The organism is Bordetella sputigena, from assembly GCF_965137885.1.
Classification (GTDB): Bacteria; Pseudomonadota; Gammaproteobacteria; order Burkholderiales; family Burkholderiaceae_B; genus Bordetella_C; species Bordetella_C sputigena.
The window spans coordinates 54,444-68,508 of the sequence record NZ_CBCSCA010000001.1 but is presented as its reverse complement, the minus strand read 5'-3'; the positions used below and the strand labels follow the sequence as shown (position 1 = coordinate 68,508).

14 protein-coding genes are annotated in these 14,065 nt (G+C 66.9%); 5 read left to right on the top strand and 9 right to left on the bottom strand.

Annotated features, from left to right (window positions below):
- Positions 1-2 precede the first annotated feature (2 nt).
- The 4 genes from ACNA0R_RS00320 to ACNA0R_RS00305 are packed head-to-tail and all read left to right on the top strand — an operon-like array spanning position 3 to position 4,157.
- Positions 3-1,034, top strand: a complete 1,032-nt coding sequence (locus ACNA0R_RS00320; protein ID WP_415823913.1) for an ABC transporter ATP-binding protein — start codon at positions 3-5, stop codon at positions 1,032-1,034.
- Positions 1,031-2,092, top strand: coding sequence for an ABC transporter ATP-binding protein (locus tag ACNA0R_RS00315; protein ID WP_415823912.1), 1,062 nt, complete (start codon positions 1,031-1,033; stop codon positions 2,090-2,092). Before ACNA0R_RS00320 ends, ACNA0R_RS00315 begins: the two co-directional genes overlap by 4 nt.
- A gap of 5 nt (positions 2,093-2,097) precedes the next feature.
- A complete protein-coding gene (locus ACNA0R_RS00310) occupies positions 2,098-2,958 on the top strand; it encodes an N-formylglutamate amidohydrolase (RefSeq protein WP_415823911.1) in 861 nt (286 codons plus the stop codon).
- Positions 2,955-4,157 (top strand): M20 aminoacylase family protein, encoded by a 1,203-nt coding sequence (locus ACNA0R_RS00305; protein ID WP_415823910.1) that lies wholly within the window; start codon positions 2,955-2,957, stop codon positions 4,155-4,157. The genes ACNA0R_RS00310 and ACNA0R_RS00305 overlap by 4 nt, the downstream gene beginning before the upstream one ends.
- Positions 4,158-4,165: 8 nt before the next feature.
- Here the strand turns inward: ACNA0R_RS00305 and ACNA0R_RS00300 are convergent, their stop codons facing one another.
- Positions 4,166-4,669, bottom strand: coding sequence for a winged helix-turn-helix transcriptional regulator (locus ACNA0R_RS00300; protein WP_415823909.1), 504 nt, complete (start codon positions 4,667-4,669; stop codon positions 4,166-4,168).
- An 81-nt stretch (positions 4,670-4,750) separates the two neighbouring features.
- Between ACNA0R_RS00300 and ACNA0R_RS00295 the strand changes: the two genes are divergently transcribed.
- Positions 4,751-5,596: an SDR family oxidoreductase gene (locus ACNA0R_RS00295; RefSeq protein ID WP_415823908.1), complete on the top strand. Its 846-nt coding sequence runs from the start codon at positions 4,751-4,753 to the stop codon at positions 5,594-5,596.
- Positions 5,597-5,609: 13 nt separating this feature from the next.
- On the opposite strand, the gene ACNA0R_RS00290 is transcribed toward ACNA0R_RS00295, so the two are convergent.
- The 8 genes from ACNA0R_RS00290 to rpmH form a co-directional block, all read right to left on the bottom strand.
- Positions 5,610-6,767, bottom strand: a complete 1,158-nt coding sequence (locus ACNA0R_RS00290) for an acyl-CoA dehydrogenase family protein (RefSeq protein ID WP_415823907.1) — start codon at positions 6,765-6,767, stop codon at positions 5,610-5,612.
- 47 nt (positions 6,768-6,814) lie between these two features.
- Positions 6,815-8,893: an acetate--CoA ligase family protein gene (locus ACNA0R_RS00285; RefSeq protein WP_415823906.1), complete on the bottom strand. Its 2,079-nt coding sequence runs from the start codon at positions 8,891-8,893 to the stop codon at positions 6,815-6,817.
- Between the two features lie 15 nt (positions 8,894-8,908).
- Positions 8,909-10,264: an MmgE/PrpD family protein gene (locus tag ACNA0R_RS00280; protein WP_415823905.1), complete on the bottom strand. Its 1,356-nt coding sequence runs from the start codon at positions 10,262-10,264 to the stop codon at positions 8,909-8,911.
- A gap of 177 nt (positions 10,265-10,441) precedes the next feature.
- Complete coding sequence (locus ACNA0R_RS00275) at positions 10,442-11,326, bottom strand: LysR family transcriptional regulator (protein ID WP_415823904.1); 885 nt, start codon at positions 11,324-11,326, stop codon at positions 10,442-10,444.
- Between the two features lie 22 nt (positions 11,327-11,348).
- Positions 11,349-13,052: a membrane protein insertase YidC gene (gene yidC / locus ACNA0R_RS00270; protein WP_415823903.1), complete on the bottom strand. Its 1,704-nt coding sequence runs from the start codon at positions 13,050-13,052 to the stop codon at positions 11,349-11,351.
- Positions 13,053-13,100: 48 nt separating this feature from the next.
- Positions 13,101-13,373: a membrane protein insertion efficiency factor YidD gene (yidD, locus tag ACNA0R_RS00265; protein WP_415823902.1), complete on the bottom strand. Its 273-nt coding sequence runs from the start codon at positions 13,371-13,373 to the stop codon at positions 13,101-13,103.
- Positions 13,374-13,395: 22 nt separating this feature from the next.
- The gene (locus tag ACNA0R_RS00260) at positions 13,396-13,773 is read right to left on the bottom strand and encodes a ribonuclease P protein component (RefSeq protein ID WP_415823901.1); all 378 of its coding nucleotides are present in this window, start codon (positions 13,771-13,773) and stop codon (positions 13,396-13,398) included.
- Positions 13,774-13,847: 74 nt separating this feature from the next.
- Positions 13,848-13,982 carry a 50S ribosomal protein L34 gene (gene rpmH, locus ACNA0R_RS00255; protein WP_057654304.1) on the bottom strand — a complete coding sequence of 45 codons (135 nt, stop codon included), beginning with the start codon at positions 13,980-13,982 and terminating at the stop codon, positions 13,848-13,850.
- Between the last annotated feature and the right edge of the window lie 83 nt (positions 13,983-14,065).

Sequence of the window (14,065 nt, the reverse complement as noted above, 5' to 3'; positions counted from 1 at the left end):
CGATGACGACGACGATGAACGAGCGCCCGCTGGCGGCTATCGACGGCGCACGCGATGCTTCGGCGCCGGTGCTGGACGTCGCGGGACTGCGCACGTACTTCTACACCCGCGCCGGCGTGGTCAAGGCGGTCGACGGTGTGGACCTGCGGTTGGGCCAGGGCGAGATCCTGGGCCTGGTCGGCGAATCGGGCTCGGGCAAGAGCATTACCGGCTTTTCATTGATCGGCCTGATCGATGAGCCGGGGCGCATTGTGGATGGATCGATACGCTTCGACGGCCGCGAACTGCGCGGCGCGCCGCCCGCGCAGATGCGTGCGCTGCGCGGCAACGATATCGCGATGATCTTTCAGGATCCGATGATGACGCTGAACCCGGTCCTGCGCGTCGACACGCAGATGATCGAGGCTATCCAGGCGCATCGCAAAATGGATCGCGCGGCGGCGCGCACGCGTGCGCGCGACGTTCTTGCCATGGTCGGCATACCCTCGCCGGAAGAACGGCTGCGCGCCTATCCGCACCAGCTATCGGGCGGCATGCGTCAGCGCGTGGCCATCGCCATCGCGTTGCTCAACGCGCCGCGCGTGATCATCGCCGACGAACCCACCACCGCGCTGGACGTGACCATACAGGGGCAGATCCTGTATGAGGTACAGAAGCTCTGCCGCGAGACCGGCACGGCGCTGCTGTGGATCACGCATGACCTGGCCGTGGTCTCCGGCCTGGCGGACCGCATCGCGGTCATGTACGCGGGCCGTGTGGTGGAAACAGGCTCCACGGCCGACGTCATCGGCCGTCCGCTGCATCCTTATACCCACGGCTTGATGATGTCCATCCCGACGCCGGAAACCCGCGGGCATGATCTGGCGTCCATACCCGGCATGACGCCGTCGCTGCTTAAACTGCCGCAAGGCTGTGCCTTTCGCACGCGCTGTCCGCGCGCCACCGATATTTGTCTGCAGGAGCCGCAGTCCGTGGAATGGCGGCCCGCGCATTGGGTGCGCTGCTGGCATGCCGGCGAAGCGGAGGCGCGATGAGTAATCAATCCACACCCATCCTTTCGCTGCGCGACGCCGAGATGCGTTTCGTGCAGCCAGTCGATCTGGCCGGCCGCATCGCCAATCTGTTCGGCGCGGGCCTGCGCAAGACCGTGGTGCACGCCGTGGCCGGCGTCGACCTGGACGTGATGCCGGGTGAAGTGATCGGCGTGGTCGGCGAATCCGGTTGCGGCAAGTCGACGCTGGGCCGCATGATCAGCGGCATCCTGCCGCCCACGTCGGGCAGCATCGCCTATGCCGGCAAGCCGGTGGCGTCGATGGACGACAAGCAGCGTCGCGCGTACGAGCTTGGCGTGCAGATGATCTTCCAGGACCCCTATGCGTCGCTGAATCCACGCATGCGCGTGGAAGAGATCATCGGCGAGGCCCCCATGGTGCACGGCCTGGTCGGCCGCCGCGACCGCAAGGCCTACGTCGCCGAGTTGATGCGCCAGGTGGGTCTGGATCCCGCCTACGCGCAACGCTATCCGCACCAGTTTTCCGGCGGCCAGCGGCAGCGTATCGGTATCGCGCGAGCGCTGGCGCTCAAGCCCAAGGTGATCGTCTGCGATGAAGCCGTGGCCGCGCTGGACGTATCCATCCAGGCCCAGGTGCTGAATCTGTTCGCGCAGCTGCGACGCGAGCTGGACCTGACGTACCTGTTCATCAGCCACAACCTGGGCGTGGTGGGACATATATCCGACCGTGTGGCCATCATGTACCTGGGCCGCATCGTCGAACTGGCCTCTACCGATCAGGTGTTCAAGCGGGCCAATCATCCCTACACGCAGGCGCTGCTGAAGGAATTGCCCACGCTGAATCCCGAGCGGCGCAGCTTCAAGCCCATCCAGGGCGAACTGCCTTCGCCGCTGGCGCCGCCGCCGGGCTGCACCTTCCATCCGCGTTGTCCGCAGGCGATGGACCGTTGCCGCCGGGAACGGCCCGCGCTGCGCGAGATCGCGCCCGGACAGCTGAGCGCCTGCCATCTGAACGACCTGTCCGCCACCGCCGCGCGGCCGGTCGATTTTCACGCCGGCCCCGTCGCCATGCAGAGCTGAACCCCATGCGCACCACCGATATGCCTTTCGCGCCCTATATCCGCATCGAGCCGCGCGCGGCGCCCTTGCCGCTGGTGTGCGATTCGCCGCATAGCGGTGTGACGTATCCCGCGGATTTCGGTTATGCCGTCGATGCCAGGGTACTGCGCACCGGCGAAGACACGCACGTCGACGAGTTGTGGCGCAGCATCCCCGACGTGGGCGGCACCCTGATTCTGGCCCAGTTTCCACGTACCTATATCGATCCCAATCGTGAGCCCGACGATATTGATCCAACGCTGCTCGCCGGGCCTTGGCCGGATGCCATCCGCCCATCGGAGAAGAGCCGCATCGGCCATGGACTGATCTGGAGCAAGGCCGGCGGCCGGCCCATCTACGATCGCAAGCTGGCGGTGGAGGAAGTGCGGCATCGCATCCAGGCCTATCATCAGCCCTATCACGCGGCGCTCAACCGGGATATCGAGGCGGCCTACAAGCAGTTCGGCGCGGTGTGGCATCTGAACCTTCATTCCATGCCGTCGGATTCGTACGATGTGCTGCAGGTAGCGGGCGATCGTCAGCTGGCCGATTTCGTGCTGGGCGACCGCGACGGCACCACCTGCGAGCCGGCGCTGGTGGACGTGGTGGAGCAGTCGCTGCGTGAAAGCGGCTATACGGTGGCTCGCAACGATCCGTTCAAGGGCGTCGCGCTGATCGCCCGCCTGGGCAAGCCCGCGCAGCGGCGCCACAGTCTGCAGATCGAGATCCATCGCGGGCAATACATGAATGAACAGACGTTCGAAAAGAACGAGAAATTTCCGGCCATGCAGGCCGCACTGACCAAGGCGGCGCAGGACGTCGCGCAATACATTCAAAGGCAATTATGAAAACCCTGGACGAAATCGAGCGCGCGCATGGCGAGCTCACGGCGATACGCCGCGATATCCATGCCCATCCCGAATTGGCTTTCGAGGAAACCCGCACGTCATCGCTGGTCGCGGAAAAACTGCGTAGCTGGGGCATCGAAGTGCATACCGGCTTCGGCAAGACCGGCGTGGTCGGCGTGCTGCAAGGCAACGGCGGCAAGGGCAGGACCATCGGCCTGCGCGCCGATATGGACGCCTTGCCCATGCCGGAGAACAACCGCTTCGCCCATAAGTCCACCATCAGCGGGCGCATGCACGGCTGCGGCCATGACGGCCATACCGCCATGCTGCTGGGCGCCGCGCAATACCTGTCGGGCCATCGCGATTTCGCCGGCCGCGTAGTGTTCATCTTCCAGCCCGCGGAAGAAAACGGCAATGCCGGCGCGCGGGCGATGATGCAGGACGGCCTGTTCGACAAGTTCCCCTGCGACGCGGTGTTCGGCATCCACAATATGCCGGGCATGCCAGTCAACGAGTTCGGCATCCGTCCCGGTCCGACGATGGCGTCCAGCAATCGCTTCACCATCACCATCAAGGGCGTGGGCGGCCATGCCGCGCAGCCGCACAAGACGGTGGATACCATCGTTATCGCATCGGAGATGGTCGGCGTGCTGCAGAGCGTGGTATCGCGCACCAAGAACCCGCTGGATACCGCGGTGCTGACGGTGACGCAGATCCATGCGGGCGATTCCTTCAACGTGATTCCGGCGGAAGCCATCATCCGCGGTACGGTGCGCACCTATACCACCGAGGTCCTGGACCTGATCGAGGACACCATGCGCCGCATCGTCACGACGCTGCCGCAGGTGTACGGCGGCAGCGGCGAACTGGATTTCGTGCGGGCCTATCCGCCGCTGGTGAACTGGGAAAAGGAAACCGAGTTCGCCGCGCAGGTCGCGGAAGCCGCGTTCGGCAAGGAAAGCGTCAACCGCGCCGTGCCGCCTTTCATGGGCGCGGAGGATTTCTCTTTCTTCCTGCAGAAGGTGCCCGGCTGCTACATCTTCCTGGGCAATGGCGAAGGCGAGCATAGGCTGGAGTCGTACCACGGCATGGGTCCGTGCACGCTGCACAATCCCAATTACGACTTCAACGACGCCCTGCTGCCGGTGGGCGCGACGTATTGGGTCAAGATGGTGGAGACCTTCCTGAAGCAGGCGTAGCGTAGCGGCTACCTGGCTTCGATGCGGGCGCCGGCCGGGCCGCCGGCCATACGGGCGGCCTCGCCGGCCGCCTGTATCCGCGGCAGATTGAGCTCTATCCAATCCGCCAGCAGGCGCACTTTCTCCGCGCACTCGCGGCCCAGGGGCGTAAGCCGGTATTCGACGCGCGGCGGTACCACCTGATATGCCTTGCGGTCGACCAACCCGTCGGCTTCCAGCCATTGCAAGGTCTGCGCCAGCATTCTTTCGCTGACGCCGCCGATGGTGCGCTTCAGTTCGCTGAAGCGATGCATGCGCTGCTCCAGGCTGATCAACACCAGGACGCCCCAACGACTGGTGACGTGCTTCAGCACGTCACGGGAGGGACAGTCCGCCGCCAGCAGATCGCCGCGCAGCAGGCGTTCGGACAGCGAGGCGGAGGACTGCGCCGATGTGGATGGCGCGGGTGATTTCGGAGCTTTGGGGGCGGCGGACGGCGCAGTCCGCCCGGACGGCATATCCCGGGAAGTCATACTTACCTTTATGTACGTACTTACTAATCGTAAGTAATACTGCTAGATTGCCTCCGTCGTCAATCCGAACGGAGTTTCCTCATGACTATCGCCATCACCGGTGCCACCGGCCAGCTCGGCCGCCTGGTCGTCCGGCAATTGCTGCGTACGGTGCCCGCGGCGGATGTGCTTGCGCTGGTCCGCACGCCCGCCAAGGCCGCCGATCTGGGCGTTGCCGCGCGCCCGGCCGACTACACCAGGCCGGAAACCCTGCCGCCCGCGCTGGCGGGCGTCGACACGCTGTTGCTGATCTCGGGCAATGAAGTGGGACAGCGCATCGCGCAGCACCGCAATGTGGTGGAGGCCGCGCAGCGTGCCGGCGTGGGTCGCATCGTCTATACCAGCCTGCTGCATGCGGACACGTCGCCCCTGAGCCTGGCGCCCGAGCACCTGGAGACGGAAAACGCCATCAAGGCGTCCGGGCTGGCCTACACGCTGCTGCGCAATGGCTGGTACATCGAAAATCACACCGGCGCCATCCCGCCGGCTTTGTCCACCGGCGTCCTGGCCGGGGCCTCCGGCGAAGGCCGGTTCTCCGCCGCGGCGCGCGCCGACTATGCGCTGGCCGCGGCCACCGTGCTGACGGGCGACGGGCATGAGGGCAAAACCTATGAACTCGCCGGCGATGAATCCTATACGCGCGCGCAGTTCGCGGCCGAAGTCGCGCGCCAGGCCGGCAAGCCGGTGGTCTACCAGAACCTGTCGCAGGCCGAGTATGCAAAAGCCCTGGAAGGCGCCGGCCTGCCGCCACCGATCGCGCAAGCCGTGGCCAGTTGGGACGCCCTTGCCGCGAATGGCGCGCTGTTCGACGACAGCGGCGTGTTGTCGCGGCTGATCGGCCGTCCGACGACGCCGTTGTCGACGGTGATCGCCCAGGCCCTGGCCTGAGCGTACGCCGGCGCTATTCGGCGCGCGGGGCGCGTTGCGGAAACGTGCGTTCGAATACGCCTTCGGCGATGCGGTTCTTCAGGATCTCGATCGAGCCGCCCGCGATCATCCAGCCGCGGCAGCGCCGCACGCAATACTCGACCAGCGACTCGCGGCTATAGCCCATGCCGCCCAGCACTTGCAGCGCTTCATTGGCCACCTCGAAGCCGGCCTGGTTGCAATAGGCCTTGGCGATGGCGGTTTCGGTTGCCGACGGGAATCCGGTATCCGCGTTGGACGCCGCCCGGTACAGCAGCAGCTGGCCGGCGTCCAGCTTGATGCGCATGTCGGCGAACTTCCACTGCAGGCCTTGGAACTCGCAGAGCAGGCGGCCGAACTGCTTGCGCTGCAGGGCCCACTCGCGGGCTTCTTCGTACGCATAGCGGCCCAAGGCCAGCGAGCGCGAGGTATTGCCGATGCGTTCGACATTGAAGCCGGCGATCTGCTTCTTGAAGCCGCCTTCGCCCAGCACCACCATGTCGTCCGGCACGTACACATTGTCGAAGTAGATCTCGGCCCATTCTTCGTCGGACATGAAGGCCGAACGCTTGCCCAGCCTGACGCCTTCGCTCTTCGTGTCGATCAGCACGGAGCCGATGCCATGCGTACCCGGGCCGAAACGTACATAGGCCAGGATGACGGTGGCGTGGGGCCCGTGCGTGGTGAAGATCTTCGAACCGTTGATGCGCCAGCCATTGCCGTCGCGGGTGGCGCTGGTCTTCAATTCGGTGACGGCCGAGCCTGCTTCGGGTTCGGTCATGCCGACAGAGATCAGCATGTCGCCGGCCAACAGCGGGCGCAGGTATTTCTCCTTCTGCATGGCGTTGCCGTATTCACCCAGCACACGGATGGGGCCGAAGTTGCCGGCCTGCACGACGTCCGCGCTGCGCGGGCAGACGGACGCGATGGTCTGGATGGCGATGACGGCATCCATCAGCGAGCCGCCGATACCGCCGTTGGCTTCGCTGATGGTGATGCCCAGCAGGCCTTGCCGCGCCATGGAGCGGGCCACGTCCCAGGGATATTCCCTGGAATGCGCGCGGTCCCGCGCGCCGGCGCGCAACTCGTTTTCCGCATAGCGGCGCACGGCATCCTGGAAGTCGCGCTGTTCCGGTGTGAGATTGAAATCCATAGTGATGGGTCCTCGTTATCGTTGTCGCATCGTCTTCCCTGCGCGCGTCAAGCAAGGCGCAGCAAGCCATCCACCGCCACGACGCCATCGGCGCGCACGAACAGTGGGTTGATCTCCGCCTCCTCGACCCGGACGCCGTCCACCACCGCCAGTCGCGAGAAGGCGGCAATGGCTTGGGCCAGCGCCGCGCAATCCGCGCGCGGCAGGCCGCGGAAGCCGCGCACCAGGCGCGTCGCGCGCACCTCTTCGATCATCGCCTGCGCTTCCTGTACGCCGACCGGCGCCAGGCGGATGGCGAAGTCGGGATTCAGCTCGGCCGCGATGCCGCCGGCGCCCAGCACCACCGTCGGGCCGACCAGCGGGTCCAGGCGATAGCCCAGGATCAGCTCCAGCAGCCGCCCTTCCATCGCCTGCACCAGGATGCCGTCGATGGCGGCGCGGGGCGCATGGGCGCGCACGCTGTCCAGCATGGCGTCGACCGCGGCGCGCAGTTGCGCGTCATCGGCAATGCCGACCCGCACGGCGCCCGCATCGGTCTTGTGCGGCACCTCGCGCGACGACACCTTGGCGACGACGGGATAGGGCAAGCCGTGCGCGAGATCGTCGGCGGGCACCAGGCGCGACGGGGCGACCGGCACGCCCAAGGCCTGGAACAGGCCGCCGGCTTCGTATTCGGTCAGCGCGCCCGTGCGCGGCAGGCCGGCGGGCCATGGGAACCGCGCAGGTTGCGGCATGGGCGCCGGCTTGCGTTGGAACAGCACCGCCAGTGCGTCGGCGCAGGATTCGGGCGTGCGGAAAGCGGCGATGCCGTGCTTCCTGAGCAAGGCCAGCGATGCCGGCGCCTCGGGCGCGAGAAATGCCGCCATCGGTTTGTTGTCCGGCTTGCCGGCCTGTACCAGCGGGTTGACGGCGAAGTCGGGATGGAATTGCGCCGATGAACCGATCACGCTGAGCACGGCATCGCACCAGTCCGCCAGCAGCAGTTGTTCGAGCAGGTCCTTGTATTGCGCGGGCGTGGCGGCGAGCGTCAGGTCGATGACGGGCGTTTCGCGTATGCGCAAACCGCGCTTCGCCATGTGTTCGACGAAGGCCGCGGGCGGCGCGGCGGCCACCAGGCCGCGCATGCCCAGGTTGTCGACCACCGTGGCGGCGCCGCCGCCGGTGGTGGTGATTACGGCGACACGCGGCGTATCGCCGCGCAGGCACGCATCGCCATAGCGCGCCGCCAGCGGCACGATCTCGAACAGCGTCTCCAGTTGATGCACGCGCAGCACGCCGTGCGCGCGGAAGAACGCATCCACGGCCGCATCGTTGCCGGCCATCGCGCCGGTATGCGATTGCGCCAGTGCGTCGCCTTGCTCGGAGCGTCCCAGCTTGTAGGCCACGACGGGCTTGCCGGCCTGGCGCGCGCGCGCCAGCGCGGCGGCCAGCACGGGCGCTTCGCGCAAGGTTTCCAGGAACAGCAGGATGACGCGCGTGTTCGGATCGTCCACCAACGCATCGACCACTTCGCCGACGGTGATGTCGCTTTCATTGCCCACCGAAACGGAGCTCGCGAAGCCGAAGCCGCGCGCCGCCGCGCGCGACAGCAGCGAACCCATCATGGAGCCGCTCTGCGACACCATGCTGATATCGCCCGCGACCAGATCGTCGGCCTCGAAGGCCGCGTTCACCGATATGACGCCGCCCGTGTGCAGGTTGGCGCTGCCTATGCTGTTGGGACCGAGTATGCGCACGCCCAGTTCACGCGCGCGCGCCACCAGCGCCTGCTGGCGCGCCACGCCTTCCGGTCCGGCTTCCGCGAAGCCGTCGGAATAAACGGTCAGCACGCGCGCGCCCGCGGCGGGACATTGTTCGAGCACGGACAGCACCTGTTCGCCGGGGATCATGACGAAAACGTGGTCCACCGGTTCGGGCAGGTCCGCCAGCGAAGGATAGGCGCGTTCGCCCATGATCTCCGCGCGTCCGGCATTGATGGGATGGACGCGGCCGGCGTAGCGATGCTTGCGCATGAAGCGCAGCGGCCGCGCGGTGTTCTTGCGCTCGTCGCCGGACGCGCCGACCAGCGCGATGGCGCGGGGCGCGAGCAGCGCCTGCCCCAAGGACGTGGATGACTTCGCTGACATGATGTGCTCGTTTCTTCAGGCTATGGGACGGTCCGCCGCCAAGGCCAGATCGCTTACCTTGCCGCTGTCCAGTTTCCAGACGGCCGCGCGCAGTTGGCGCGTGCGCGCCACGCCCAGCACCGGTCCGGCCAGCTCGTCGAACTTGTCGTTCAGTTCGGCGTCCGACAAAGGCGCTTCCGGATCGCCCTTGCGATACGGCGCGTACTGTTCGTGCCGCATGCCATCGTCGGTGATGATGGCCACGCGCGCGGCGCGCATTTTTGGAAAACCGGCGGTCAGCTCCGGATCCTCGACGACCGTGATCTTGCGCATCAGCGCGCGCGTGTCGCCGTCGTTCAGCGCGTCCGGCTCGAAGGCGGCGAGCCGCACGGAACCTTGCCGCATCGCGTGTGCAAGCACATAGGGAAGGCTGAAGCGCGCCTCGAAAGCGGTCGTGGGCTCGGCATTGCCGGCGACGTCCAGCGTTGCGCGATAGGCCCTTACCTCGATGGCGCGCACACGGTCGGCTTGCACGCCTTTGTCGCGCAGCGCCAGCGCGGCGTCGATGGCCGCGAAGGTATGGCCGCAGCAGCCATGATTCTTCTGGGTCATGCGCGTAATGTTGTAGTGCTCGCCCAGGCCGTCGAGTACGGTGTCCCAGCGTACGTTCTCGGCCAGCGCGGCGCCGAAGCCGACCTCGCCTTCCAGGATGTCGGCCACGCCGGTCACGCCGTGCGCCGCGCCCTGTCCCGCGCGCACGCCGGCTTCCGCCGCGTGGCCGGCATGCAGGGCCTTGCTCATGGCGTCGGAGCGGAAGGCTTGCTGCAGCGCGGCGGCCATGGTGGCGGAGGTCGCGATGGCGTGCCCCATGACGTCGGCGCGACCGGGCGCGGCCAGTGCCGCGGCCGCCGCGGCGGCGCCCAGCGTGCCCACCGTGCCGGTGGTGTGGAAATACCGGTAGTGGGAAGGCTGCATCGCCGCGGCGATGCGGGTGGATATCTCATAGCCGACTACGACCGCGTTGAGCAGCTCGCGGCCGCTGGCGCGCTGGTGTTCCGCCATGGCCAGGGCCGCCGCGATCACCGGGCAGCCTGGGTGGTAGGCGCCGTCACGGAAGATGTCGTCGAATTCCGGCGCGTGCGATGCGCTGCCGTTGATCCAGGCCGCCGTGGCCGGAAACGCCGTGGTGCCGTTGCCAGGCAGGCTGGAGCGCCCGATGCCCAGTTCTTCCGCGTGCGCGGCCACCAGTTCGCGGCAGGGCGATATGCGGGTGCCGGGATAGAGGGCGGACAGCCAGTCCAGGACCGCGCGCTTGGCGTAGTGCAGGACCTCGTCAGGCAGGCGCGCGACGGTATCGCGCGCTCCATAGGCGGACAGGGATTCGAGCAGCATGGGCGTCTCCGATGTCGCGGCGCGTTGGCGCGCCGCTATGGTGTATCCGCCACTCTAGCCCGTGGGACGCCGGCCCGGTTTGAAAAAATGGCAAGCGACCGATCACTGATTCTGCAGGCCGCCGCGGGGCACGCGCCGATGACGGCGGCGCCGCGGCCCCGCGCGGCCGATGAGGTTTCAGGGACGCAGCGCCGCCAGCAGATCCGCCGTCAGCGGACTCATGGCCGCCGCATCCCGCACGCAGACGAAGAACTGCCGCTCCGCCCAGGCGTCTTCCAGGGCCAGCAGGACCAAGCCCATATCCGCCAGGTAATTGCGCGCGATGCCTTCGGGCACCACGGCGATCCCCAGCCCTTCGCGGATCATGCGGCAGCGTGTTTCGAAGTTGGAGACCTGCAGCTTGACCTTGGGCGGCCGCGATACCGTCTGGCCGATGTAGTCCAGGAATTGGTCCAGCGAATGGCGCGGAAAATAGCCCAGCAGTTCGTAGTCCAGGGCTTCTTCGAGGCGCAGCGAGGCGCGGCCCGCCAGCGGATGTCCGCGCGGCACCACCAGGCCCACGCGATCGCTGCGAAAGGGAAACGACGATACGCCGGCGGCGGCGCGCTCGGCGTGATAGATGCCCATGTCCACCGTGCCATCGGCCACCATGCGCGGGATGTCGTAGCTGTGGGCTTCCAGCAGGTCGACCGCGACGTTGTCGCGCCCCGCCAGAAAGCGCGCCATGGGCGCGGGCAGGAACTGCAGCAGGGTGGAAGGATTGGCCGCCAGCCGGATCTTGGCCTGGCCGTCGGCCGAATAGCTGTCGATGGCCTGTTCCGCCAGCTGGACGCTGCGCAGGATGGCCTTGGCGCGCTGGTAGAGCAGCACGCCGGCGGGGGTGGGTTCCACACCGCGGCCATGGCGATGCAGCAGCGTGCGATCCAGGTGGCGTTCCAGATCGGCGATCCGCCGGCTGGCGGCGGACGCCACGACATTTTCCCGTTCGGCGGCCCGGGTAAGGCTTTTTTCCTCGACGGCGGCGACGAAGATTTCCAGCGCCGGGACGTCGAGTTTCTTCACGGCAGGCCGCCTTGCGCCGCCATCAGCGCTTGGCGGCTTCGGTCTCGACGCGCAGCTTGCGCGTGATGTACCACTGCTGCAGGATGGACAGCGTGTTGTTGACGCACCAGTACAGCACCAGGCCGGCGGGGAACATGAACATCATGCCGCCGAACACCAGGGGCATGATCATCATGACCTTGGCCTGCACGGGATCGGGCGGCGTGGGGTTCAGCTTGATCTGCAGGAACATGGTGGCCATCATGATGGCGGGCAGGATGAAGTACGGATCATGCACGGAAAGATCGTGCACCCAGCCCAGCCAGGGCGCGCCGCGCATTTCCACGCTGGCCAGCAGCACCCAGTACAGCGAGATGAACACCGGGATCTGCACCACCATCGGCAGGCAGCCGCCCAGCGGATTGATCTTTTCGGTGCGATACATCTCCATCATGGCGGCGTTCAGCTTCTGCTTGTCGTCGCCGTACTTTTCCTTCAGCGCCTGCAGCCGCGGGGTGACCTGCTTCATGCGCGCCATGGAGCGGTAGCTGGTGGCCGCCAGCGGGTAGAACAGCAGCTTGATCAGCACGGTCAGCGCGACGATGGTCCAGCCCCAGTTGCCCAGGATGGAGTGCAGCCACGTCATCAGCGAGAACAGCGGCTTGGCGATGATGGTCAGCCAGCCGTAGTCGACCACGAGCTCCAGCCCGGGCGCCAGCGCGGCCATGGCCTTCTGGTCCTGCGGGCCGACCCACAGATGGGCGTCGACGCTGGCCGAGGCGCCGGGGGCGATGTCGCCCACGCCTTCGATGGTGCGCGCGGCATAGAGGTTGTCGCGCACCTGCAGCAGCTCATTGGTGCGCGCCTTGCCCTGCGGCGGAATCCAGGCGGTGGCGAAGTAATGCTGCACCACGGCAATCCAGCCGTTGTCGGCCTGCTTGATGTAGCTGGCCTTCTTCTTTTCGATATCCGAGAACGTGGCCTTCTGGAACTTGTCCTGGTCCGAATACACGGCCATGCCGGTGAAGGTGTGATAGAAGCTGGACGTATCCGGCGGGTTGTTGCCGTCGCGCTGCAGCTGCAGGTACAGCGACGGACGTTCCGGATTGGCGCTGGTGTTCGTCATGTCGTGACGGACATCGATGTCATAGCGGCCGCGATGCAGGGTGTAGGTCTTGGTGACCTTCATTCCCCCCGACTCGGCCTCGAACACCACGCTCAGCGTATCGCCGGTCATATTGCGTTCGGACGACACCATGCGGAACGGCGTCTGGTGGGTCGGGAAACCGGGCTGGCCCGCGGCGCCGACCACGCCGGATTGCACGATGTACTGCAGGTCGGGCGTATCGTCCAGCAGCACCGTCGGCTGGTCGCCGCGATTGGCGTCCGGGTACTTCAGCAGCACCGCCTGCACCAGCTGCGCGCCGGTGGTGTCGAAGGTCAGGCGCAGCACGTCGGTGGTGACGACGATTTTCTGCGAATCCGCCTGGGCCTTGGCGGCCGAAGCCGGCACGGCGCCGGGCGCGGCCGTGGCAGGCTGGCCGGCCGCGGGCACGCTGGGAACGGTCGTGTTGCCGGCGGGCTGTGCCGCATCGCCGGCAGCCGGCTTGGCCGCTTGCTGGGCCGGCGTGGTCGCCGGCGGCACGCCGAACAGCGACGGCTTTCCGTTATGGACTTGCCAGTTGTTCCAGAGGAGCAACAGCGAGAAAGAGAAGATCATCCAGAGGATGGTTCGTCGGATATCCATGGTGCCTACAAGGTAAAAGCGGGACCGGCAAAGCCCGCCAGTTTAGCGTCAATCCTGCCGGGCGCGGTGGCCGTGGCGGCAGGAGCAAGGGTCGCCGGACCGCGGCGCGGGGGGAACCGGGTCGAGACCGCCCGGGCTCCAGGGGTGGCATCGGCCAATGCGCCGCGCCGCCAGCCACAGACCGCGCAAAGGCCCGTGAGTTTCAATGGCTTCGATGGCGTAGGCCGAGCAGGTGGGCGTGAAACGGCATTGCCGCCCCATCCAGGGGCTCAGGAAGAACCGGTAGAACCGGATCGGCGCGATCAGCAGGGTCTTGATCATGGACGCGCTCACGCGGGCACCTTCAGGAGGAACAGCGTACCAATCGCACGAAGTGAGTGTCTACTTCGGCGCGGGCCGCGTGTTTCAGGGCTGTCAACGACAGCTCGGGGACGCGCGTGTGCAGCCTGACGACATAGTCGGCCGGCGGCAGCGCGAGGCGGCGGGCCCGGAATGCTTCCCGTATGACGCGTTTCAGGGCGTTGCGGGTCGCGGCACGCGCGGCATGCCGCTTGGCGATGACCATCCCCAACCGGGCTTGAGCCGGCCGGACGTCCGCGGGTGTGGCGGTGGACGTGATCATGAAAAACGCCCCTCGCGCCAGCCGGCGGCCTTTCAGCGCGGCGGCGAATTCCGAGGGGCGATGCATCCGCGCCTCCGGTGGAAGCGTGGTGCGCGGCATGGCGGGCAACTGCGCGGCCGTGCCGGCGGCCTTTATATCGGCCGCGGCGGGCGCAACGCCTCGTGGCGCGGCGCTCAGACCGCCAGACGCTTGCGGCCCTTGGCGCGGCGCGCGTTCAGCACGGCGCGGCCGCCACGGGTCTTCATGCGCACGCGAAAGCCATGGGTGCGCTTGCGGCGGGTAACGGAGGGTTGGAAGGTGCGTTTCATGGGCGGTCCACAAAAAGAACAATTAAAAAATACGGATGGGCACGGACGCGGACAAAATCGCCCGCGCGCCCATGCGGGTCGGC